Origin of the sequence: Microcoleus sp. Pol10D4 (assembly GCF_036701555.1) — a bacterium.
Lineage (GTDB): Bacteria > Cyanobacteriota > Cyanobacteriia > Cyanobacteriales > Microcoleaceae > Microcoleus.
On sequence record NZ_JAUBRA010000035.1, the window covers coordinates 46426 to 70872 of the forward strand.

At 43.6% G+C, this 24447-nt stretch carries 20 protein-coding genes; 6 read left to right on the forward strand and 14 right to left on the reverse strand.

The genetic code is table 11. The features are described 5' to 3' along the window. Positions 1-43: 43 nt before the first annotated feature. The 10 genes from QUA36_RS17990 to QUA36_RS18035 all read right to left on the reverse strand — a co-directional run bounded on the left by QUA36_RS17990 (position 44) and on the right by QUA36_RS18035 (position 14732). Complete coding sequence (locus QUA36_RS17990) at positions 44-664, reverse strand: Uma2 family endonuclease (protein WP_333452839.1); 621 nt, start codon at positions 662-664, stop codon at positions 44-46. 621 nt (positions 665-1285) lie between these two features. Next, entirely contained in the window at positions 1286-3151 is a 1866-nt protein-coding gene (locus QUA36_RS17995) for an ABC transporter ATP-binding protein (RefSeq protein ID WP_333458595.1), read from the reverse strand. A gap of 55 nt (positions 3152-3206) precedes the next feature. Then, positions 3207-6032 carry a BPTD_3080 family restriction endonuclease gene (locus tag QUA36_RS18000; RefSeq protein ID WP_333458596.1) on the reverse strand — a complete coding sequence of 942 codons (2826 nt, stop codon included), beginning with the start codon at positions 6030-6032 and terminating at the stop codon, positions 3207-3209. A gap of 25 nt (positions 6033-6057) precedes the next feature. After that, complete coding sequence (locus QUA36_RS18005; RefSeq protein ID WP_333344135.1) at positions 6058-7242, reverse strand: Fic family protein; 1185 nt, start codon at positions 7240-7242, stop codon at positions 6058-6060. Between the two features lie 130 nt (positions 7243-7372). After that, the gene (locus tag QUA36_RS18010) at positions 7373-7981 is read right to left on the reverse strand and encodes a Uma2 family endonuclease (protein ID WP_333458597.1); all 609 of its coding nucleotides are present in this window, start codon (positions 7979-7981) and stop codon (positions 7373-7375) included. Then, a complete protein-coding gene (locus tag QUA36_RS18015; RefSeq protein ID WP_333102654.1) occupies positions 7981-8337 on the reverse strand; it encodes a hypothetical protein in 357 nt (118 codons plus the stop codon). Before QUA36_RS18015 ends, QUA36_RS18010 begins: the two co-directional genes overlap by 1 nt. Further along, positions 8330-8674 (reverse strand): DUF433 domain-containing protein, encoded by a 345-nt coding sequence (locus tag QUA36_RS18020; protein WP_333055562.1) that lies wholly within the window; start codon positions 8672-8674, stop codon positions 8330-8332. Before QUA36_RS18020 ends, QUA36_RS18015 begins: the two co-directional genes overlap by 8 nt. Positions 8675-8727: 53 nt before the next feature. Further along, a complete protein-coding gene (locus tag QUA36_RS18025; RefSeq protein WP_333458598.1) occupies positions 8728-11337 on the reverse strand; it encodes a site-specific DNA-methyltransferase in 2610 nt (869 codons plus the stop codon). 256 nt (positions 11338-11593) lie between these two features. Next, positions 11594-13999, reverse strand: a complete 2406-nt coding sequence (locus tag QUA36_RS18030; RefSeq protein WP_333458599.1) for a glycoside hydrolase family 31 protein — start codon at positions 13997-13999, stop codon at positions 11594-11596. A gap of 373 nt (positions 14000-14372) precedes the next feature. After that, positions 14373-14732 carry a group 1 truncated hemoglobin gene (locus QUA36_RS18035; protein ID WP_333049224.1) on the reverse strand — a complete coding sequence of 120 codons (360 nt, stop codon included), beginning with the start codon at positions 14730-14732 and terminating at the stop codon, positions 14373-14375. A gap of 215 nt (positions 14733-14947) precedes the next feature. Here QUA36_RS18035 and QUA36_RS18040 point away from each other — a divergent pair, with 215 nt between their 5' ends. Continuing rightward, positions 14948-15133 (forward strand): hypothetical protein, encoded by a 186-nt coding sequence (locus QUA36_RS18040; protein WP_333455557.1) that lies wholly within the window; start codon positions 14948-14950, stop codon positions 15131-15133. A gap of 231 nt (positions 15134-15364) precedes the next feature. Next, positions 15365-15976: a 2OG-Fe(II) oxygenase gene (locus QUA36_RS18045; RefSeq protein WP_199297348.1), complete on the forward strand. Its 612-nt coding sequence runs from the start codon at positions 15365-15367 to the stop codon at positions 15974-15976. Positions 15977-16033: 57 nt separating this feature from the next. Here QUA36_RS18045 and QUA36_RS18050 read toward each other — a convergent pair whose 3' ends face one another. Beyond that, entirely contained in the window at positions 16034-17812 is a 1779-nt protein-coding gene (locus QUA36_RS18050) for an SWIM zinc finger family protein (RefSeq protein ID WP_333458600.1), read from the reverse strand. 423 nt (positions 17813-18235) lie between these two features. Here QUA36_RS18050 and QUA36_RS18055 point away from each other — a divergent pair, with 423 nt between their 5' ends. The 3 genes from QUA36_RS18055 to QUA36_RS18065 all read left to right on the forward strand — a co-directional run bounded on the left by QUA36_RS18055 (position 18236) and on the right by QUA36_RS18065 (position 20966). Continuing rightward, complete coding sequence (locus QUA36_RS18055) at positions 18236-19510, forward strand: alpha/beta hydrolase (RefSeq protein WP_333458601.1); 1275 nt, start codon at positions 18236-18238, stop codon at positions 19508-19510. 175 nt (positions 19511-19685) lie between these two features. Next, the gene (locus QUA36_RS18060; RefSeq protein WP_333458602.1) at positions 19686-20534 is read left to right on the forward strand and encodes a transposase; all 849 of its coding nucleotides are present in this window, start codon (positions 19686-19688) and stop codon (positions 20532-20534) included. Between the two features lie 75 nt (positions 20535-20609). Further along, positions 20610-20966, forward strand: a complete 357-nt coding sequence (locus QUA36_RS18065) for a transposase (protein ID WP_333458608.1) — start codon at positions 20610-20612, stop codon at positions 20964-20966. Here the strand turns inward: QUA36_RS18065 and QUA36_RS18070 are convergent. The 3 genes from QUA36_RS18070 to rnhA all read right to left on the reverse strand — a co-directional run bounded on the left by QUA36_RS18070 (position 20923) and on the right by rnhA (position 22780). Next, entirely contained in the window at positions 20923-21627 is a 705-nt protein-coding gene (locus QUA36_RS18070; protein ID WP_333458603.1) for a HipA family kinase, read from the reverse strand. The genes QUA36_RS18065 and QUA36_RS18070 overlap by 44 nt on opposite strands. Before the next feature lie 247 nt (positions 21628-21874). Beyond that, positions 21875-22162 (reverse strand): hypothetical protein, encoded by a 288-nt coding sequence (locus QUA36_RS18075; protein WP_333458604.1) that lies wholly within the window; start codon positions 22160-22162, stop codon positions 21875-21877. A 72-nt stretch (positions 22163-22234) separates the two neighbouring features. Beyond that, positions 22235-22780 carry a ribonuclease HI gene (rnhA, locus tag QUA36_RS18080; protein ID WP_333458605.1) on the reverse strand — a complete coding sequence of 182 codons (546 nt, stop codon included), beginning with the start codon at positions 22778-22780 and terminating at the stop codon, positions 22235-22237. A gap of 242 nt (positions 22781-23022) precedes the next feature. Here rnhA and QUA36_RS18085 point away from each other — a divergent pair, with 242 nt between their 5' ends. Then, positions 23023-24231: an ISAzo13 family transposase gene (locus tag QUA36_RS18085; protein ID WP_333458606.1), complete on the forward strand. Its 1209-nt coding sequence runs from the start codon at positions 23023-23025 to the stop codon at positions 24229-24231. The last annotated feature ends 216 nt before the right edge of the window (positions 24232-24447 follow it).

Consider the following 24447-nt stretch of genomic DNA (forward strand, 5'->3'; position numbering starts at 1 on the left):
AACCCGGTTTCTCGCCACTTTGGCGACAGTTCTGGATCTAGATTCAAGGATTGAGAATAGGTGTAAGATCTAGAAGAAATCCGGGAAGTACATCTTCACCCGAAAGTGTAGGCGGTTGGTCAAAAGAGAAATTAATAACTTCTGCTACCTCTTCAGACAAGCGATAGATTTCTACTAAAGGCGTTTGGGGGTCAATTAGCCAACCTAAGCGACAGCCGTTAGTTTGATAATACCGCATTTTAGCCCGCAATGTTTCTAGGGAATCAGTTTGCGATTCCCTACGGGATAGCTTCGCTTCACGCAATTCTATTACAAAGTCCGGGCACAGGGGAGGAAATTTGCGCTTATCTTCTGCGGATAATGCTTCCCAACGTTCTAGGAGTACCCAAGCAGCATCAGGGGAACGCTTCGCACCGTTGGGTAATTGAAAGACAGTGGAAGAGTCAAAGACTTTTCCTAATCGAGTCTGACGATTCCACAAATTTAGGTCTGTAGTCAAATCGGAATTTCTGATGCCGCTTTCGCCGCCTGTTGGAGGCATAATAATTAGTTCTCCTTCTGGGGTTTGTTCTAATCGCCACTCTTCATTAGCGATGGACAATTGATAAAATTGTTCGTCGGTTAAAGCGACGGCTGCAGGTAGGTTGAGAGTTATAGTTTCCATCGTTGATATTATCGCCAACTAGGTTGGTTTTATTATAGCTCGCACTTTCTGACAATTTTCTCAATTAGATCGCATTCAACAGTAAAACAGGTATCTCTGCTTTACCTCGAAGGCTAGATCCCCCTAAATCCCCCTTAAGAAGGGGAGTAGGGGTTGACTTTGAATCGAACTTTTGTCCCCTCGTTAAGAAGCGGGAATTTGTATTTGACTTTTGTCCCCCCCTTTTTAAGGGGGGCTAGGGGGGATCGAGACTTTGCCACAAAACAAATGAGATTAATCTATCATAAATCTATCTCGCACAATCATCCCAGAAACCGCGTTTCTTCCGATATTTCTCGTACTCAACTGAAAATTGTCGCAGGAACTCGGTTTCTCGCCACCTAACGAGAGAAATTAGATCGCAAATCCGCGATAATTGATCGCAATCACCCGCGCCAGATTCCCCACGCTAACCCACAAATCCGCCGGGTTGAAAACCCCCGTCTCATAGCAAAAGTCCTCTCAAAGATGACTGAAAGACACATTTTTGAACCAGCATTGCAATATCTCCCCAGTCGGTTGAAACCGACTGGGGAGATATGAGGCCGGGGTTTTCAACCCTGGCGGACTGTTTGTTTAACTCTAAATATAGCTACTAGCTTGACGGGTGAACATTGAGCAGTAAATTCCGTTTGATGCTATCAATTCGTCGTGAGTTCCTATTTCTGCTATTTTACCATTTTCCATGACGGCGATGCGATCGGCTATTTTTGCTAATCCCAATCTGTGACTGATGACTATGGTTGTTTTCCCGGCGGCTATTTGGCGGAAGATGCTGTAAATTTCGTGTTCTGTCTTGGGGTCGAGGGCGGCGGTTGGTTCGTCAAAAATTAGCACTTCGGCTGTAGAAAGCCGCATTAAGGCGCGGGCGATCGCAATTCTTTGCCACTGTCCCCCCGATAAGTCTATGCCGTCTTCTAATTGTTTCCCCAACGGTGTCTCTAAACCTGCGGAAAGACTATTGACTTTGGCGCTAATTCCTGCTTCGGAAATAGCTTCATTAATTGCGGTGTCATCTGACAGTGAAAGCAAGTCGCCGAAACCGACGTTTTCGCGGACTGTGGAGGGGAAACGGGCGTAATCTTGCATAACGACAGCGATGCGCGATCGCACGTATGCTAGAGAGTACGATCGCAAATCTTTGCCGTTCCAGTCGATCGTACCACTTGTCGGGTCGTACAGGCGACCGAGGAGTTTGCCAAGAGTTGTTTTACCCGCGCCATTTTCACCAACAAGCACTAGCATTTCCCCCGGATTAATGGTTAAGTTGATATCTGTAATTGTGTTTTTAGTGCTACCGGGATAGCCAAAAGATAAATCCTTAATTTCGATGCCAATTTTATCTTTTCTCACCTCAACATCTTGGCTGCTATCCGGCAAGTTTGGCAAGCGAGATGCTACATTTACCAGCGGAGACTGCAATTCTGGCTTCAGATCCAACAGTTGAAAAATCGGACTGACACCGAGGCCAATATCGTACAAATTAGTGTAACTATTAATCAATAATTCTAAACTGTTTTCTACTTGGACAATCAAACCAGAATATAGCGCCAAATCCCCCAAAGTATAGCGCCCTCCCAAAGCTCCCATTACTACATAAACAAAAGGCAAAGCTACTCCTATTCTACTAAATATCGACCACAACAGTACAATGATTGATGCTTTTTTTCGGATGCCCTGCATCTCGCTAAAAAACTGCACAAACTGACTTTGCCAGCGTTTCAGCCAAAGTTCTTGCAGCCCAAACAAACGCAATTCCTTAGCGTATTCTTCCCCAGTTAATACTCGTGATGACAAGTTCATTTCGCGACTAATTTTAGCTTGCTTTTTTTGAACTCTCCAGATGATTCTGGTATATTTTCTTTCGATGTAAATTGAGGGAAGTGATGAGATTAACATCAGCACGGGTACCCACCACGCTATAGCAGCAGCAAGGCTGACAGATGGAATAAATATAAAAATTCCGGTGATTGTCATGCTGATGCTGAATGCTAGTTGTTGTATTCGGGATACTCCGGTTTTTGCGAGTTCTACAATATTTAAGAGTTCTGGGTTTTCAAACAGGGCGATATCGTCGAAATTGGCGACTTTTTCCAGGACTTTTCCTTCAACTGCGCCTTGAAGGCGATCGCGCAAAGATGTTACTGTAAAGGAACTCATTGTATCGATGGAATCGCTGACTAATTTGAGAGTTAAGACTCCGGCAATACTCCACAGCAATATTGGATGAGAAAGTATCAAAGCTAAGGGCTGTGCTGTTTTGGGTTGCGACAGCAAGCGAGAGACTTCATCAATGATTAATTTATCTAAAAATAGTACGCCAGATGGGGCTGTACCGCGAATGATATTGAGTAATATTAAATTGCGGAGTTCAATGGGTGCAGCTTTGATTATCAGGCTCAAGCTGCGCCGCAAAGCTTGGAATGTGGTAATTTGGATGGGTTGCATTATTTGTGGGTAGGTGTCGGGTCTACTCATCCCCGGATGGTATATTATAGTAACTTTATCTCAACTGAAATGCAGCTTTTTCCAAGATTAATCCAACATCAGCCGGATTTGTGGATACATCATACTGCCAATAACCAAAACCACCATGCTGGTTAACAGCTTTAATCCACTGATCGAGAAATACCCATTTAGCCTCATCTTGACGAGTTTGTTGCCCTTTAGTTTCTAGAATCAAAAAATTGCCATTTTTCAGACGAACTATAAAGTCGGGGCGATATTTCCGAACAACTCCGCCAAAAATATAGAGAATCTCAAATCCAAGGTGATCGTTTTTCACCCAAGCATCTACAATATGAGCGTTTCTTTCTCTATCGAGTTCGTAGGCTTCGCTGGCTTCCCATGTACTGTCAAAGACGCAGCAGTTGATGTGAGATTTACGAGTGTACTCACAAGGTTTACCTGTGTACCACGAACGCATATCACCTGTAGATCGGATTGGATGAACTGGATCAAAAACTGGTTCAATTCTTTCTGTATTTTCTAAATAAATAGCGTTCCAGATGTGTTCAACGACTTTTCTCAGATTAAGAGTGATCAGGATACGTCGTCGAATTTCGTCTCGATTGAACAATGGCGGAGTAATTTGGATAAAATCTGAGTGGATGAATTGTTCGACTAATTGAATCAGTTTTGCTAGTAAGTATTCTCGATTACCTTTCCAGCCAGGTTTCATCTGGTCAAAGATATCTCTAGCAACCTCAAAAGTGATTTTTTGCATCCGCTGTTTGCGACCTAAATCTTCTAGGTCGATCGCCTTTATTTTCGTGACATCGGGTTTGCCATCGACACTGGGAGCGAGGTCTGCTAGGGTAATATTGTCAGAGGCATTTAACTTCAAAGGCTTAACCTGACTCAAATCGAGTTTGAGTTCTGGTTTATAAATGTAATCAATGCGAACGATATTTGGAAAGCTTATTTCAAACTGCTGCTTTTCTGGATCGGGTTTAATTTCAGTTTTTGGAGTAGGGGGCGGAGGCGGAGTTCCTTCATCGGATTCGTGGGGAAGAAAGGTAAAAGGAACACCAAAAATATTAACATATTCGGCTTCAAGTAGCTTTGTTTCTGGGTTGATGTCGTAAGTAGTTCTCCGTAAACCTCTACCTACGACTTGTTCGCAGAGAAGTTGGCTGGTGAATGCGCGAATCCCCATAATATGCGTTACAGTTTTAGCGTCCCAGCCTTCAGACAGCATCCCAACTGAGATGACATTTTGAATCTGTTCCCCAGGCTTCCCAACTTGACCAACCGTATCCACCATTTGCCGTAAAAGTTCTGCCTGTTCTTTCTTAGAAAGTTTGCGAATAGGCTCATCATCAGAGTTATCATCTTCGGCAGTCTCTGGGTTTGTGTCTTGTATCTCAGTGCTTTCCTCTTGGGATTCTGCCATTTTCAGAACGTTAGAATCTATGTGTAAGGTGTATTCTGGAATGCAGAGTTCTTCGACCTGAATTTTGTTGTGGTCAAAGGCATATTTGATTCGGGCAGCAGTTTCGGTACGGTTGGCGATCGAAATCATGGCTGGTGGAACTTTATGCCCAGATTCTTTCCATGCTTTCGCAGTTTCCAGCCAATCTTTTCCGAGTAAGAGGTAGCCGTTGTTGAGCAAATCAGGAAGCGATTCATTGGGCTTGGCTTTACGATTTACATCATCGTAAACTTCTGGATCTCGATAAAGATGGTAAAGGCGGGATTTGAAATCTTGCACGTTGAGTCTTGCATCGTCGCGAATCACAACGCGGGGAGTCTTGACTAAGCCAGATTCGATCGCATCATTTAAGCCAAAATCACTGACAATCCAGCCAAAGAGAGCTTCTTCTGAACTCTTTTTACCAGACGGGGCGAAGGGTGTGGCGGAGAAGTCAAAGCAGGTGAGGATTTTTCTAGCTTGGTGGATGCGATCGCACCCACCAACCCACTTAGTTGCCTCATCTAAGTCTTCTTTACTGACACCTTTAACTTTGGATTCAGCAGGAATGCGCCATGCGTGGTGTGCTTCGTCGTTGATGACAACTATGTTGCTGGAGTTGCCAAGTTCACCTAAAACCTCCCTTGCGTAGGCTTCATTACTTTTTGCACCACGTTTATCAACTCCTTTTTTCTTTTTAATTTGTTCCTCAGTTTCCCAATTGAGGGTGTGCCAGTTACGGATTAAAACTTTGCCTTGACGAAGTTGATCGAATAAGCCAACAGGCACTATATTAAAAATTTCGTAGTAGCTATTTTCAGCAGAGGGAAGCAGAACTTGCAGACGATTCTTAACTGTAAGTCCGGGGGCTATGACAAAAATAGCTTTGGAAAAGCGGGAGTCTTGGGGATAGGTAACTTTATTCAGAATTTGCCATGCAATTAACATCGCCATGACGATTGTTTTGCCGGAACCTGTTGCCATTTTGGAACACAGGCGTTTGAAGTTTCCCCCATCGGAAGGGATGTCGATACCAACTTTTTCAGACGGGGGGGATTCCGTTAGCCAGATTAGGGTTTCTATGGCTTCTAACTGACAGAAAAAGAAGGGGAAGTCCCGTTCTTCGGAGTTGTGCCAGTGTTCTAGCAGACGTTTGGTAACGCCTGTAACGCCGGGGTGTCCCTCATTGCACCAAGCTTTGACGCGGGGACGGATTTGGTTAACTAGAGGAATTTCGACAAATTTGCCTGGATCGTCGAAGGTTTTGGAGCTTTCGGAAGCAATGATATAGCCTGCGGGTCTTCTTCCTTCTGCAAGATTAAACAGGCGAGAAGTGCGATCGTAGTGCCAATATTGTTGGGGTTCTTTGTAGGGAGAATTGATAATAAGTTGATCGATGTTAGTTTTTGATGACATAAGATTTGCTGTCTTAAAAAAAATATTAACTTTGAGTTGAGGGTATAGAATCAGATTTTTCTGGATTGATTAATGTGTAGCTACTTTCAAAAAGATTGAGATAGGGTTCGTAACGATAAAGTCTGTTGCGTTGCCAACCGGTGACTTCTTGAAGCAAAGTAACTTCTACAAATTTATCGACTATTTTACTAGCAGTTGCGTAACTACATTGCAGTTCATTTTCGACCAAACGAATATTCACGATCGGGTGCTGAAAAAGTAATTCTAGCAAGCGCAACCCATAACTGCTACTGGAAATTTGCTGCCCAATAATTTCGCGGTGTTTTTCGCGCATTTCCAGAATAGAACGGGCTGTTGTTGTTGCTGACTGACTGACTTCAAAAATACCTTGAAGAAAAAACTTTAACCATCCTTCCCAATCACCATGAGTGCGAATTGCCATCAGGCGATCGTAATATTCTATTCGGTGAAATTTTAGATAATGACTGAGGTATAGTAAAGGCTTTTGCAGGATTCCTTGCTGACAAAGCAGAAAAGTAATTAGCAATCGTCCAATCCGTCCATTTCCATCTAAAAATGGGTGTATTGTTTCAAATTGAGCGTGAGCTAATCCGCAATGAATCAGTACAGGTAAAGAATTGTTATCGTGCAAAAATCTCTCTAGGTTGTCGAGAGATTGGTGCATTTCTGCAACTGTTGGAGGTACATAGGCCGCAGTACCCAGGTTACAACCTTGAGGGCCAATCCAATTTTGACTTTTCCGAAATTCTCCCGGTGTGCGATCGCTCCCTCGCACATCTTTGATCAATTCTGCATGAATTTCTCGCAGCAAGCGCAGACAAAGTGGAAATTCTTGAAGCCGCTTTAAACCGTAGTTCATGGCGTTAACGTAGTTAACAACCTCCTGCACATCTTTAAAGCGTTCTTGACCTTTGACATCAATTTCATATTGAAGTACGTCCTCTAGGGTGCTTTGCGTTCCTTCAATTTGCGAACTAAGAACGGCTTCCTGACGGACGTACATCGCTACGAACAGGTCAGGGTTGGGCAAAATAGAGGTAGCACCGTCTAGTCTTCCCAAAGCTCGATCGGCATTGGAGAGCAAGCGATGAAGCTCTGCGTCCATTTTAATGGGCGGTTCGGGAGGGAGGGGCGCTGGAATGAAGGCGCTGTATCCTTCAATTTGTTGGACGTATCGACCAGATCGCATAATTGGGTGACGGAGGGACAAAGGTTGAGGTCTTGTTATCTTATGTTATTCCAGTGAAATAAGACGGCTGGATCGGAATCTTATTATATTAAAACACTTTTTAGTATAATAAGATTTGTCGTCTGAATAATTACCCACAATTAAAAATTTGCTCTGCGGTCAAATTCAACTCTGGGAATACCGCTGATTCAACCCTTTTATCTCCCCGAAACAGCTTAATTTGATACTCACCATCTACTAACTGATAGACCGATAAAGTAGGCTGTTTCGGAGAGCCAATATAACGGCTACCACCTAAACCCAAATAATCTACAATCCAATATTCAGGAATGCCTAATGCTTCATAATCAATCATTTTGTGGGCATAATCATCACGCCAATTTGTGCTGACCACTTCAACCACTAATTTTACGGAATCTCCATCAGTAATAACTGATTCTCTTTCCCATCGAGACTCATTGGCTGCTACGGCTTCTTTATCTAATACAATTACATCGGGATCGTAGCCAGAGTTATCGCTAAATTTAATTGTACATTCCTTGGGAATAAAGTAAGGAAGTTGTAGTCGCCTGATTTCTAAACCAAACTCGAACGCCTGAAAACCGGCGCTGGCTGAATGTTTACCAGTTGGATTTGGCATTTCAACAATAACTTCGTTATGTAGTTCGTAGCGTCCGGTTTCTGGTTTCCATGCCAGAAATTCATCAAAAGTCATTAACTTGGATATAGCTTGAGTCATCAGGAAACCTCTTTAGTGATAGGTAGATGAATAATTTGATCTTGATATTCATTGACAAAAGAACATTCAGCTATCAAAATTAATTCATCTATGTTTTGCCCAACGCTTAAGTTCGCATTTAAAATAAATATCCCAGGAATATGATGATTTGCTTGTAAATGATCGTTTAAGTGAACAGGCATAGATTTACGGTTATTCGTGACTAAAATAAAATCATATTTTTCACACCATTCTAAAATCTCTGGGTCTTTAGTTCCTTTGGCTGGGATAAAAGGTTCGCCAATGACCCGAATAATTAATTCTACTTGTTTGCTCCGAATTTGAGTAGGATAAATCGGGTCAATATTTTCATCCATGAGATACTTGAGCGCCATTGTTTTTATTTCTTTCTTCCTTGATTTTTTGGAGCCTGACCGAAGCTGGGTGAGGGTTTAATTCTTGGGCTTTTCGTTGTTGGTGCGACCATTCTAGCCAGTCTTCGATATATTTATCTAAGAGTGCTTTATTGTTTAAATAATACAGGATAGTCGCATAAATTTGATCGAGGGTCAAAGTGTAAAAATGTTTTAAAATTTCTTCGGGAGAACGTTGCTGATAAATATATTCATAGAGGATGCTTTCTATTCCCACTCTTGTCCCTTTTACTCGAATGTCATCCTCGGCTAAAAACTCAAAATATTCTTCTATTAGCATGGTTTATTCCTCCATTTGTTGCTTAAGGTTTGAATTGTGATAAATAATGAAAATCATGCCGTTAACTGGATAATTTTCAAACTCTCAATTCCTCTATCGTCCACAATCTTGACAGCAACGCGCTGATACTCGCCGATTTCAAAGGGCAATGATACCGTCCCTTGATAGGACTCAATTAAATCATCGTCAATTTCGGCTTTCAGATTGCGGGCTAGACGCGACCAAGCATCTTTTTCTCCTGCCATTGGGAAGAAAACCTGACGCGGGAAAACGCTTCTGCCATCATAATCGGTATCTAACATCCATACGGCAATTTTTTCAACGCTGCCAGACTCGATATTTCCAGTCTTGGTGTTGTAATAATCGAAGCCAAAAACTTCTACTTCCCACTTATCTTTATTTTCGCCTTGATCAATGTGGCGGAGGGCGACATCTGGTTGACCCATCAGCCAGAAGCTGTCGTTACTAGCGCGTTTTTTCTTAAGGTCTTCTGTCTGCATATCCATGTTCATTTGTGCTTTCAGAAGCGTGACACCGGGCCAGTTGGTTTCGTCGATGTCTTTGGCCGCTTCAGGGTCAAATTGAAAGGCGGCAAAGATGATTAATTTAGGTTTTGGTACTAAAGTTTGTGCTTCTTCAATAGCTTGAGTGACTTGGCGTTGTTCTAGGGGTGCGTGTTCTGGCCCGAAAGAAATCACAACTCGCATCGGTTTATCATAAGTGCCGCCAGATTCTTTGACGGTATTTGATCCCAAATCGTTAGGTTTAGTTTCGGCATCGGCATGAAGCCAGCGAGTACCGGGTAAAGCTTCGACTCGCGAAAACAGGATGTATTGCCCGTTTTTACCGCGAATTCCTGTTTTTAGCATTTCATCACGCCATTCTGATTGCCGCAGAGTTTCGCCAGAACGGGCAATTGATTGGTCAGCAACGGGTGGATTGATAACATCCTCAATTGGTTTGACTATGGGGGCGGGGACTGCTTCAACTGTAAATGGGCCTGTAACTCTGGCTCTGGATTTATCTATCAAGGGTTGGTCGTAGAGGGTTTCTTGGTCGGCATATTTATTAATAGCTTGTTCGATTTCTATGCGGTTCATGCCTTCCCGAATTTCTGGGTTATTGGCAATCGATTTGAGGGTGATGTGAGGAACGGTTTTGTATTTAAAACCACTACCTACGCCTTCCTGGGAATTTGCAAGTTGATAATAGTCAAATGTTGCAGTCATCAAGCGTTGTTTGGCCAGGGTTACTGCTACTCTTGAGGTATCGCAAGTAATCCATCTCCGTCCCCATTGTTCCGCAACATAGGCAGTTGTGCCACTACCGCAGGTGATATCGAGAACGAGATCGCCTGGGTCAGTAGTCATTAAAAGACAGCGTTGAATAACTACTTCAGAAGTTTGTACAACGTATTGTCTCTCTGTGCCAATTTGAATAGATTCCCATCTGTCAGACAAAGGAATTACAGGAAAATCGTCAGCATATCTTTTGTATTGAATATAATTCCCATTTCTTACTATTCGACCTTGTATGCTAAGTTTTGATAATCCTTCAATGGTTGTTTTCCAATGATTTCCAGATTTAGGTAAAAACTTTATTCCTTGAAAGTTAAACTCTTGCACAGTAGCAGAAACACCTTCAGAAAAAAGGCTAGTTAACCGATATCTCTTACCTTCTGGAAGTGGAATTTTTCCTTGAATTTCATCTTTTGTTAATCTGCGGTTAGTTTCATCTTTAAACTCTATATAGTCATAACGATCAAGCGATGTACGACCTTGCTCTCTCTCCAAATAGAGTTGGCGATACTTTGCTTTGTTTTTATCAGAGGCATACCAAATAATAAAATCAACTGTTGTGCCTAGTAAATTTGATGCAACGCTCCCCGTTTTCTGAAAAGTAATAATACTACAAAAATTTGATACTCCAAAAACCTCATCCATCAAGCTTCTAACAAGATGCAGATTATCATCAGAAATCTGCACAAAAATACTACCACTTTCCGACAATAACTCTCTCGCTAACAACAATCTATCTCTTAAATAACTTAAATAAGAATGAATCCCCAATTCCCAAGTATCCCGAAATGCCTTAATCGTTTCCGGTTCTTGAGTCAAATCCTCATCTTTCCCATCCTTGACATCTCGCTTATTCACAAATGGCTGAAAATTTGAACCATATTTAATCCCATAGGGCGGATCGAAATAAATCATCTGTACTTGTCCCGCCAGTCCCTCTTTTTCTAATAGGGAATTCATCACTAAAAGCGAGTCTCCAGCAAGTAAGCGGTTACTCCAATTATGCTTGTGCTTGTAAAACTCGATCGCCTGTCGAATCGGAGGATTTTCTTCGGGTGTTTCAAACAGAGATAACTGTACACCCTGACTTTGATTTTGCTTCCGCACTGCTTCAATGATGCTGCGCGGATCGATGCGTTCGTGAACGTGTAGCGAGACTGTAGGGACTTCAAAGCTAGTATGTTCTGCTTTGCCAGCCCAAACTAACTGAGGGTCAAGGTGAGGATCGTAGGCATATTTTTTGCTATCCCCATCTGGATCGGTGTCTGGCGTAACCAGTCCGACGGGTGGGTTATTTACCCTTTGTTGGTTTTCGTGGTTGTATTGCCCGATCGCTCTTTGGTCAGGTTTTTTTTGCCTCGCCATACGATTTCCTTATACCCTCAAAACCTTTACCTTACAATTTATCCCACACCTTTGCCAAATTTTTATATGTTTTTTGGGATTGCTCTAGTCTGCTAATATCTTGGCTATTCTTGAAATGAATTTTATCTAGCCACAATGGAATCACAGGCGATCGCTCGATCGAGGGATACGATCGCCCTTTCCATCTCAAACTCTACCCGATCGAGCGATCGCCCTGAATGAATCCCACCATAGCATAAACCGCTTTATGCCAAAGTTATCCAAATGTCAAACGCCGCACCGTACCGTCATCTGTAAATCGCTGTTCGCCAACGCCAACAACTTCCACAATAACTTCGCGTTCTGATATCAAAAATTGACCCTCGCGCGCGGCAATTTCAACGATGATTTTTTCCCCTTCCAAATACACCTTGTAATTAGTCGTTGCCCAGACACCTTTTTGGTGTTCAAAACTGTGTCCATCGTCCTCATAAAGCGTCCATTCACCGCTTCCGGGCCAAATTCGCATTTTTAATGACTCAAGCGGTTCTTCGCTGACAAATTGCTTCACAGGTGCGATCGCAATTATGCCCCCGCCCCGCACGTAAAGCGGCATTCTCTCCAAAGGTGCATAAGCTAAAATGTGCGTTGGGCCCTGATAGCATTCGCCCGTCCACCAATCGTACCAAGTCCCCTCCGGCAAATACACGGCGCGATGCTCAACTCCAGGGCGGTAAACAGGTGCAGCCATCAGCGACGGGCCGAGTAATACTTGATCGTAAAGGTGATAAGTTGTGCGATCGCGCGGAAATTGATATAGTAGCGGTCGCAAAATCGGTGTTCCCGTCGTCGCAGCTTCCCAAAACAACGTGTAAATGTAAGGCAACAACTGATAGCGCAAATTCATGTATTCGCGGCAAATCTTCTCAGTGCGAGATCCAAAAACCCACGGTTCGTGCTGCGCCGTACTAATCGCCGAATGACCGCGCATCAAGGGATACAGCATTCCCACCTGCATCCACCGCGCGAACATTTCGGCGGTTGCATTCTCCGCAAAACCGCCGATGTCGCAACCGACAAACGCCACGCCGGAAAGCCCCATATTGCAAAGCATCGGCATCGACATTTCTAAATGATCCCACAGCGATTGATTGTCGCCCATCCATACCGAAGAGTAACGCTGAATGCCCGCAAAACCCGATCGCGTCAGCACAAAAGATCGCTCGTTCGATCGCACTTTTTGCAACCCCTGTGCACAAGCTTTCGCCATCATTAACCCATACAAATTGTGCGTTTCCGCGTGGGTTGCGCCCTCGGATTCCGGGCCTTGCGGTGCATCCAGCGGAAACCAAATGTGTTCGTGGCCATCGCCAAAAGGCCGTTCTGCGATCGAAGGTTCGTTCATGTCGTTCCAAATCCCCGCAACGCCCATATCTGTCAGGTTTTTGTGCAATTCGCCCCACCACTCGCGCACCTCTGGCCGCAGGAAGTCGGGAAACACCGCTTTTTCGGGCCAAACGTAACCGTGGAATAGCCTTCCCTCTGCGGTTCGGACGAAATAGTCATTCTCCACACCCTGATCGAATACTTCATAATCTCCTTCCGGTTCGTACTTGACACCGGGATCGACAATCGTGACAACCTTAAAACCGGCTGCTGTCAAGTCTGCGATCAGTTTCGCGGGATCGGGGAAACGCTTCGGGCTCCAGGTAAAAACGCGGTAGCCGTTCATATAGTCGATGTCGAGGTGGATGACATCGCAGGGAATCGCCCGATCGCGAAATTCCTTCGCCAACTCCCGCACAACGTCCTCGGATTCGTAGCTCCAGCGGCATTGGTGGTATCCCAGCGCCCATTTTGGCGGAAGCGGCATCCGGCCGGTTAACTGCGTGTAGGTGGCGAGAATTTGGGCGGGTTCCGGGCCGTAAATGATGTAGTAATCGAGTTCCGGGCCTCTGGTTTCCATCCGCAAAACCCCCGGTTGTTGGGCGCCGATGTCGAACTGACTCCAAAATGTCGTGTTGAAAAAGATGCCGTAAGCGCGATCGGGATTCAGGGCGATGTAAAATGGGATCGCCTGGTACATTTCATCGCTGAGGGAATTGTAGTCAAGTGCGTCTATTGTCCAGTTTGTCTTGACTTCGGAGAGTTTGTCGAGAAAGCCGGTGCGTTCGCCGAAACCGTAGAAGTGTTCGTCTGCTTCGATGCGCTTCCAGCCTGCGGTTGCGCCTGTGCGCCATCCCATACTAGGATCGCAGTCGCTAGCAAAGGGTTTTCCCGATTTGTCAAAGCATTCGATGGCAGTGCGATCGCGCTTTACGGAAATTAATATTTGTGCTGTTTCAATTTCTATTTTTTCGTCTGTTTCTCGCACTTCAAATGGTGTAATTTCCCACTCTTCGTCAGCGAGAGTTATTGAGTGCGATCGGCTGTTAAATTCACCTGTCGGGGACATTCGCACTCGGATTAAATTCGGGGCGAGGATGCTGATGTTTAGGGAAGTTTCGCCGCAATTAAAGTGAAGGTTGCGATCGGTTTTATTTATGGATTCTACCGAACCGATTGTTGACCAAGGCTGTTCCGTTTTTTGCAGTTTTCCGAAGTATTGCGGCATATACGATTTGGTAATTGGTAATTGGCAATTAGTAAACCGATCGTGCAAGCCGCACTTGACTACCGTCATCTAGCTAAAGGAGGAATATAACTTGTCAGCATTTCAAGTAAATGAACAAATAGAGTGAAATATAATTCAGCAATACCGTGGCTCGCCGAATAAGCTACTATAAAAAATGAAACACGTATTGATAAATTAAGTGGAAAATAATTTAAACACGCTATAATATCGCTCGCGATTGATTCCCACAACTCATACGGGATATCAGTTAAATAACTCTAGCCATCTTCGCCTCAATTGTGAACTTTTCTCTTCCCTCGCCTCGAAAGCGGTTCATTGTCTCCGACACAAAACGAAGTGGAGCTTTCGCTTCCTAATTACGAAATCTCCACTTTTATCACTATTCTAGTGCCTGTACAAACCCTGTTGCATTCACTAGATATTACTTGTACAAAACAGCCTCTTTCAAAGTCGCGATCTTACCTAGCGCTTCATCGAGATCCTCTTGGGAGGCGCCGTGGGCAACTATTGCATCTGTCAAATGCTTCACAATTGCATCAAAGTGTTCAGGCTGTAAATTCAAACCTGCGTGTGCTTTTTCCATTGAACGGCCTGAGTATTGCTTGGTGCCGCCAAGGGCATAAGAGATAAAAGCAGTTTGATGGCGGCGCTGCTTTTCCATGTCTGTATGATCGAAGAAATGGCTCACTATCTCGTCAGCCAAAACATCGCGGTAAAAATCATCCACCATCTCTTTAATGGCTGGCTCTCCACCCATTTTTTCGTACAATGTTGTTGCCATATCGTTTCAGGAAGTTATTTTTTTCCGCTTACTCTTTAATTATAGATGGCAGCTTTGCTTTTTTCCACTCTGTGAAATATTAATTTAATCTAAAATAATTACTTAGTAAATGTTGCGACTGCTGGTATTTTTGAGACCACCCTCTATTTGTAAACTTTATTAACGTTCTATCGCCACTGAAATTTTGTCGATCGCCCTCCCAGCATTTTGACCTAATGCACGGATTGCTTGTTTTAGCAAGATGTTTCCTATACAGCACACCCATCAGTTTTCCAGCTAGCAAGCTCAAGAAATCGGTGATAAAACAGAGGCCGGATGCGATCGCAATTTCCGCGATCGTCCCTGCAATTGCACAAGTTAAAATAAATGGGCGATCGACTGCCCAGCGGCATCAGGTATAATCGAATAGCAAATATAATCGAATCACCACAACGATCGCCTGTATAGTAATATTTGGCAGTTGCTAATTGGTTGCGACACTTCCGGGCGATCGCCCGCAGTTAAGAAAAACCTTTGACTTAAGTACGCGGACTGAAATCAACATTATTATGTCCTCCGCGAGAAACGAAGTAATCCCAAGTCTGAGCGATTGCTGCATTTTTATCTGCTGTTTCCTTAAACTTTGATGATTTTTGAGTGCCTTGAAATACTATAGCCAACATCCTAACGCTTTCTCGATCGACTACCTCAACGACTTGCGAGGAGCAATTCTAGCTTCCCCTTATCTAGCAATCAACAACCTCAATCGCGATTTCATTGGCACAAAAGGGTTTTCCGTGGTGTTTCAACGTGCGGAAATCGCCGAAGTTGAACGGCGGTTCCCTTTGTTCAAACCCTATCTAGACCAAGCATTACAGCCTGAATGCAATGCTTTTTATCTCAACCCTTTGTTGCTAGGTGAAGGTTCCCGCGTCGATCCGCATATCGATCGATCTTTGCGATCGTACTGCAAAACTGTTGAACCTCCCGCAGCCGTCAGCGTTTTGTACGTACAAGTACCGCCGAACTTGCAAGGGGGAGAATTGATACTGCGGCGCAACAAACAGCAAGTCGGGCAGATTAAGCCGCAAGCGAACTCGCTGATCTATTTTCAAGGAGATTTGACTCACTCTGTCAACGCTGTTAAAAGTACCGGAACTCGTTTGAGTTTGGTTTGCGAACAGTACAGTTTGAGCGAAACAGAACTGCAAGATATTCCAGGATTCACAGTGGAATCTAGGGCTGTGAAAGCAAAAATTAAGTAAGGTTTATTTGATCCTGGGTTGGGTCGCTTTCACTTGGGTTTACCGTAAACTTAAGGCTCAATCTAAATCGGGACTTTTGAGCATTTCCATCAACTTCCGCTTCCGACTGTGTACTTGCATCAGTTGAGAACGATAAGCAGACCACTGAAGATTTTGCCCAGTGTGTAAATAGGCAGCGCGGGCTTTTTCCAACCACTTAATCGCAAGATTGTACTCGTTTGATTTCCCCTGATCCATAATCGATGCAGCACGCCGACAAGCATTGGCGATTACCCAATCGGGGCTGTGGCTGATAGCAGCCCCCATTACTCGGTGAATCAGTGCTGATTGGTAATAACCCAAGCCATCAACAAGGGCGATCGCATCTTCAATCATTACTTCATGCAGAAAAATATAAACCTTCGCGTCAGTAAACTTCCAACTTTCATTAGTTTTCAGAGTTGCCAACAAATCTGCTTTCAAAGTTGACCAACTATCTCTTGCTAACTCCTTCACTAAACTATAATCGCTAAAAGACGGTTGGATTTTAAATATCTGGATTCTAGCATTTAAGGCAAGTTCGTCTTCGCCCAACTCAACAGCCAACTCACTCATCGATGTGGCCAGTTGGTAATGGCAATGACCTGACAAATTTAACCCAGATTGACAAATTTTCAGAGCTTGTTCTAAGGCTCCCTGTTGTTTTAAAGTTTGAACGAGAGCAAAAGCCTCTTCCGCTGATTGCATCTGGGTAGCAGCAGCTTCCACTGCTTCTTCTACTCTCCCCAAACGAGTTAACATCGTCAAGTATTGTTGAGTACAACCTTCTGCTTGGGCTAAGTATAAGTATTCTCGATCACGTTCCTGGCGATCGAGGATTTGCAAGCGAACCAATGCTAAGTCGCGAGCACAGTCTGGTGCGTCACCAGCCCAAACTCCTGACCGAGTAATGTTTCCTTCAAGTACCTCTTGGAGTAGGGGGTCATCCCAACCTTGGCGTAAAGCTTCCAAGCTCATACTGAAATCACAATCCCATTCATCTTGCCAAGCTTCTAACATCACCTGGAGATCGATCTCTTCTTCAGCAGTTAGTTGAGCCGTCAAAATGGCTTCTGTCCAAGCTTCATTCAAAGCGTTAGCTATCTCAGAATTTTCAGCGCCAAACTCTTCTACATCATTCCAATCTTCAACGCAGGCTGTGGTGATGGCTTCTAAAATTACTAAGGCGTTGTTGCCATCCCCCTGTTCGCTGAATTCCTGGGCTCGCTGAATTACATCTAAAAGTTCTTCTGTAATCGGGTCTTCCTCCCATCCATCCTCCAAATATCTCACAGCCTCTCGCAAAATTCGTCGTACTTGGTGTCGAAAGGGAGCAGGATCGATGGAGGTGTGGCGCGGTGCTTTGGTTGGTTGGTTTGAAGGTGCAGGAATAGCACTTAAGTTAATGTATTGTTCGATCGCATCAATGAGTGATGGTTCTTTTTTTACTAAATGCTGTATTAATTGCTGGGTTTGTACATCGTTGAGGCGATCGAGCAATTGTTCCAATGTCGGGCCCTCCTCAATTATTTCTGGTTGCCGCAGACACAATAACAGCGTCGCCACAATGTGTTTACACCACCCACCGTTATCGTAAGGACAAGTGCAGAATAATGTAGATGCTAATCCGGCATCATCAAAGGGCAGGGTAACACGGTAGGGTTCTACTTCGGAACCCTCCACTACTGCTTGCACCATATTGCCACGCCGGACTGCCCTAGTAACATTGCCAGCTAAATAGTAAGCTTCACCCCGTTTGAGAGATTGGGCAGAGGTGTGAAGCTCGATCGTTGTTTCACTGAGTTTGGGAATGGGCATGAGACTATGCCTCAGCAATTAAAGGATTAGAGTCGATTTTACCTGAGAAATACACTTAGTCTACAATTTAATTGCGTCCCGATTTGAGGTTTCCATAAATTTTAATAATATGTAAAAAAACCTGGTTTATCCACACCCGTGCCTAATTCCTGTCTAACTACCAAAATCGGAATAATAGCCAAACTTTTGATGAGTAAGATCCCATAGAGCTAGTTGAGCCAGAGAACCTCAGCTTAAGATTCCCAGAAACAGCGAATAACCCCAAAGATGAAAATACAACGATACATTAAAGCATTTTCGATCGACGTAGGATGTCGGAGTCAATGAAGTTGCTGGTTTGGTAAAATGCCAGAGGCGATCGAGTTACCAATAAAAACCGCCAGATTAATTTAAACTGATTAAAAACTAGGCTGCAAAAATCCGATGATCCACAAGAAGAACCGCAAAAAGTTACCCTTATTGGCAGCATTCTTAGTCTCGCCATTTATTTCTTGGTTCCTGAGTGCGATCGCACTATTTCTCAGTCTCTGGGTCATCATACCAGCACCCACGATGTTCCTGTACCCTTTGGCGGTGGGAGCACCAGAAATCAGTCCTTGGTTGGTCGGTATCAATACGATCGCCCTTGTGGTGAACCTGCTCAGACGGCATCAAGGCAAAGTCTACATTATTTTACTCATTTGTAACCTGTTCGCCCTAATCCTGGGCCTGCTCCCCCTGATTCAGTTCCCAGCAGCCAATGCAGCCATAGCTACCCAAATGCAAGCTGTTCTAGGGGAAAACTATTTAGCAGCCCTTCCTCCAGCCCATCGCGCGCAGCTACGCCCTCAACCGTTTATCCTCGCAGATGCGTTCCGAGGAATTCCCATCAGAGACGTTAGGATCGATCGGGCTATTGGATTTGCCAACCCAGACGGAGTTTCACTGCAATTAAACCTTTACCGGCCCGTGGAAATTGGCAAATATCCGGCGATTATCACACTCTACGGAGGAGCTTGGCAGAGAGGCAATCCCAATTCCAATGAGGAATTCAGCCGCTACATGGCCGCCCAAGGCTATTGTGTGGTTGCGATTGATTACCGCCACGCTCCCAAATATCGATTTCCTGCTCAGCTTGACGACGTACAAGCCGCTCTTTCCTATATCAAAACTCATGCTGGTGATTGGGAAATCGATCTCGATCGAATTGCTATTATGGGAAGGTCTGCAGGTGCCCATTTAGCAATGCTAACTGCTTATAATTCTAGTGTGCTTCCAGTTCGAGCAGTGGTGAACTATTACGGGCCAAATGACCTGATTCGGGGATACAATGACCCACCTTTTCCTGATGCCATAAATGTTCGAGCCGTCTTGCGTGCCTTTTTGGGAGGAACGCCAGACGAACTCAACGAGCTTTACCGTCGGGCTTCTCCCATCAATTATATTAAACCGAATCTTCCCCCTTCTTTACTGGTTTATGCAGGTCGCGACCATATAGTTCAGCCCAAGTTTGGTCGATCGCTCTACCAACGATTGCGAGCCACGGGCGATTCCCTACGGGATAGCTTCGCTTCACGGGCTATTTTGCTCGAAATCCCTTGGGCTGAACACGCCTTTGATGCAGTTTTTAATGGGCCGAGCAATCAACTGGCTTTGTACTACACAGAACGCTTTTTGGCTCATGCTCTGAAGTCTTCGGATTACCAACGAGTTAACTAAAAGTTTGAGTTTTACTCATTAATTCGGCTCTCCTGAACCAATACTTCGGACAGTTTTGGAACAGGGACGCTCCCCGAACAGAGACAAAAAATCCCTGGAATTTTAACCGAAACTCCCAAAAAAAGGCACTTTTTAGATTAAGCTCAAAAAATAGACGAACTTAAAAAAATGCCTGATGAATATTCTAGAATCAATTTTACAACAAATGTCAGGGATTAGTCAATCCCAAAAAAAGTTTATGGTGACCTTGTTTTCCACCATATGGCTTGTTTATGGCAAGGTAAACTTTACCAATCTGAGCCGTTACAGTTCGTTGAGTGAAAAAACTTATCGTCGGCATTTTTTGAAAAACTTTGATTTCGCAGAATTTAATCAATACTTTATCAATAAAGCCTTGGATTCTGAGCAAACTATTATTGCTGTAATTGATTGTTCATTTATTGACAAGAGTGGCAAAAAAACTGAAGGGAAAGCTAGCTTTTATAATGGTGTAGCTGGCAGACCAGAAGAGGGATTAGAAATTTCTGTAATTTCTGTGGTCGAAGTCGAAACTCATTTGTCTTATAGTGTGAGTGTACAACAAACACCCTGGCGTCCTCCCACAGAACTACCCAAAAATCCCCTCACTGCTCAAAGGAAAAGAAAATCAAAAAAACCAACTAAAAAAAAAGCACGACTATGCTCAACGCCTGAGATAACAAGAGTTGACGACTATGCTCAACATTTAAAAAAAACCCGTTCTTTATTGCCAGAATCTGTACGCTATTTGGTAGCTGATGGTTATTATTGCCGCGCTAAGTTCTGGGATGCTGTACGAAATTCAAATTTAAATTTGATTAGTAAATTACGCTCAGATGCCAACTTAAAGTACCTCTATACAGGTGAAAAAAATAAAATAGTTGCTCCTCGTAAATACGATGGAAAAGTAGAATGTAATAAGTTAAAAAACTTAACCTTCATCAAAGAATTTAAACCGGGAGTTAAGCTTTACTCATTAGTAGTATGGAGTGTTTCTTTAAAATGAAAAATACGTTTAGCTTGTCTTTCAGCACTCCAACCCAATGGTAAAATCAAAAATATTTTATTATTCAGCACTGATATCGAGCTGACAGGTGAGCAAATACTTGAGTATTATCAGGCTCGTTTTCAGATTGAGTTTATTTTTCGTGATGCCAAACAATTTACGGGCTTATCCAATTGTCAATCTCGTAGTGGTCAATGCCTTGATTTTCATTTTAACGCCAGTCTAATTGCTTTGAATTTAGCCAAATATGAAGCTTATAATCGTCATTCATCTCCCAAGCCATTCGTGTTTTCCATGACCTCTTATAAACGCCGTGAATTCAATAGGCATATACTTTACACCTTTATTGATAAGTTAGATTTAGACCGGAATTTAATTTTAAATCACCCTAACCTTCCGTCAGTCCTATCCTATGGTACTCTCGCTGCTTAAAAACTGTCCGAAGTATTGTTATACCACTATGCGTTTTAAATGCACAACAGCTTAGCGTTTGAGTCATCTTTGAATTTGCCGCTTCCAGCGTACTGGCAAAATGCAGTAGAACGTGGTCTTTGATTGGCGGAAAACGATCGCGGCTGCGCGAGAGATAATCTTTCCATGTGTGGTGGAAGTAGAGGGCCGCACCGTGATCTATCAGCCAAAGCCGGCGGTGCCATACCAGCATATTTGCATTGCGCGGCGTGCGATCAATGTTGGTCACAAAAGCATCGAACCAGACGATTTCTGAGGCCAGATCCGCCTCAGACTTGCCCGCTATCGGGTCAAAAGTGATGGAACCGGGGAGATAGTCGAGGGCGAGGTTGAGGCCAGCACTTGCTCGGATCAAATCTTGGATTTCCGGGTCAGGCTCAGTGCGAGCTAGTTCGGGATCGAGTTCAACAAAGACGAGTTCGGGGATTGGGAGTCCGGAGGCGCGAGCAATCTCTCCCGCCACTAGCTCGGCGATCAGAGATTTGGCTCCCTGGCCCGCACCGCGAAATTTGAGTACGTACATACCATCATCATCTGCTTCAACGATCGCGGGTAGCGACCCGCCCTCGCGCAAAGGAGTGACATATCTGGTAGCAGTGACTGTTCGCAAGCTGATACTCATGCTATTTTCGATTTGCGATTTGAGATTTTCGATGGGAAATCACTGATTTTATGAGGGTTTTGAGCACGGGCTTACAGACAGTTGGATTCTTTCTTTTAACTGGGACTGATGTTCGGTAATCTGTTTACTCAACTGATGACTAAAAGGACACAACTAATGTTGTGTCCCTACGGAATTTTGCCAAATCTTGCTTTGAGACAGTCATTAGTCATGAGTTATTAATCAACCAATAACTCATGACTAACCACTAATCAGTTGTACTAACGTGGTCGATTCTCTCTAATTGCCAGAGAATTTGGTTGCCTTCGCGCCGCACCCGCGACACTACCCAATTTCGCCAAACCCAGTTGTCTCCACGACTGGTGACAGCGCTGGCATTTACATCCATCAAATCAGCCAGTTCAGAACTGGTAATCAAGTAGCCTTTCGTAGCAACCTCGTCGGCGATGTGCAACGTTTCGATCAGATTGCGGAGGTCTTGAACCCTCACCTCGCGGGGCAAGTTCTCCAGGGTATCGGCAGTTGAATCCATCATGGTAGAGTTGGAGATCGGAAGGTCAGAAGTTATGACATAGGATTCTATCGTTTTGTTACCAGTTGCGTCCGTTTATTCCGAAACAATTGTGTTGTCAAAGTGTAGGGGCGTTGCCCCCGTGCCCGCCCCGGCCTCGCCTACAGTTGGTTTCTGCTGTTGCAGTTCGGGAGTGAGATTGTGCGAGAAGCTGTGGGCGATTTCATCGCATCTGTCGTTGTAGAAGTCGCCGGAGTGGCCGCGGACGTGTTCCCACTTGATTTGCCGGGAATTCAGCTTGTCTAGCAGGTGCCAGAGGTCTTGGTTGACAACATCTTTGCCCGTTGAGGTTTTCCAGCCTTTATTTTTCCAGCCTTGAATCCATTTGGTGATGCCGTTTTTAACGTATTCGCTGTCGGTGTAAACGGTGACTGGTTCGGTTTGACCGGAATTGGCAAAAAATTCCAGCGCAGCGACGGCCGCCTGCATTTCCATGCGGTTGTTAGTGGTTTGGGGGTCTGCACCTCCGAGTTCGTGACAGTTGCCGTCGGCGAAGCAAACTACTGCACCCCAGCCACCTGGGTCTGGGTTGCCAGAACAAGCGCCGTCTGTGTAGAGGCTTTTGATTTTGGGAGTTGTCATGAGCGAATTAATTTGTTATTTAGGGCTTGCTGAATGATGAGCTAAAGGTTTACACAGCAAGCCTTAGAAGATAGGGCGATCGAGCCGCAAGTGCAAGAGAAACAGCTAAGGAATAAAAAATAAATAAGTTGATGAATTATTGGTTATACTGAAAAAAGTGCGCTTATTGCAATTTTCACCCAAACAGAGATTAACTCACAACGGATTTTTCTACTCAACTACTTTAATTGGCGTTTAAACCCATGTCTTATTCTAATTCAATTGAGTCAGAAATGAAAAAATTTTATAAATCCTTATCAGAAAAGGATAAAAGAAGGTATGCAGCTATCGAAGCTCAAAAATTAGGAGGGGGTGGAATTAGCTATGTAATGCAACTTTTGGGATGCAGTCGAAACACCATCGTCAAGGGAATAGAAGATTTAGAAAAAATGGACTCAGAGACACTCAAGAGTTCCAGGGTCAGAAAGAAAGGAGGGGGAAGAAAAAGTATTCTGTCTACTCAAATCGGCATTGATGCAGCATTTTTAGAAGTTTTAAAAAATTACACGGCGGGAGACCCAATGAATGAATTAATCAAAGGGACTAATTTGACCCATAAAGAAATAGCTGCGGGACTAGGAGCGGCAGGTTTTACCATTAGTCTCCCATTAGTAGCCAAACTTTTAAAAAAGCATGGGTATGTGAAACGAAAAGCTCAAAAAAAACAAACAATAGGAATTAATAAAAATCGGGATGCTCAATTTAAAAACATTGCTAGACTTAATGCAGAGTATAGAGAAGCCAGCAATCCAATTATTAGTTTTGACACCAAAAAGAAAGAAGTTTTAGGGAATTTGTATCGTCCGGGAACTCTCTATACAAAAGAACCAGTCACTACTTTTGATCATGATTTTTGGAGTTTAGGTCACGGTAAAGTGATCCTACATGAAATTTATGATTCTCAACAAAACCGAGAATATATAACTTTAGGAAATAGTAAAAATACCAGTGAATTTGCCTGTGAGTCTTTAAAAAATTGGTGGAATAATTATGGTAAAGCTACCTACCCTAACGCTAATTCTATCTTGGCAAAATGTGATGGGGGAGGTAGTAATAATGCTAATCATTATATTTTTAAAGAAGATTTGCAGAAATTAGTTAATGAAATAGGAATTGAGATCAGAATTGCTCATTACCCTCCTTATACATCTAAATATAATCCGATAGAAGATCGACTTTTTCCTCATATTACCGGGGCTGGTCAAGGAGTAATTTTTACAAGTTTAGAATTAGTGAAAGTTCTCGTAGAAAAAACTCACACTAAAACGGGACTATCTGTAGCTGTAAATATCCTTAATAAAGTTTATCAAACTGGTCGAAAGGTGGCTGATAATTTCAAAAATACTATGCAAATTGTTTTTGACGAATATTTGCCCAAATGGAATTATCGAGCCGTACCCCAACCTGAGTAATTCATTAAGTTATTTATTTTTCATTCCTTATATCATACCTCATCTTTCTGATAAATGCTATAGATCTTTTAAGATTGTCAAGTTTTTGGAGAGAGTTTTTTACTAACGAACCTGGGGGGGTGACAAAGAGGTCTACGAGATATAGTCATTTCAAATAAATGTGAGACAGACGTCAGATCATGATAAAATCGCTAAAAGTAGTTAATTAGAAAAAAA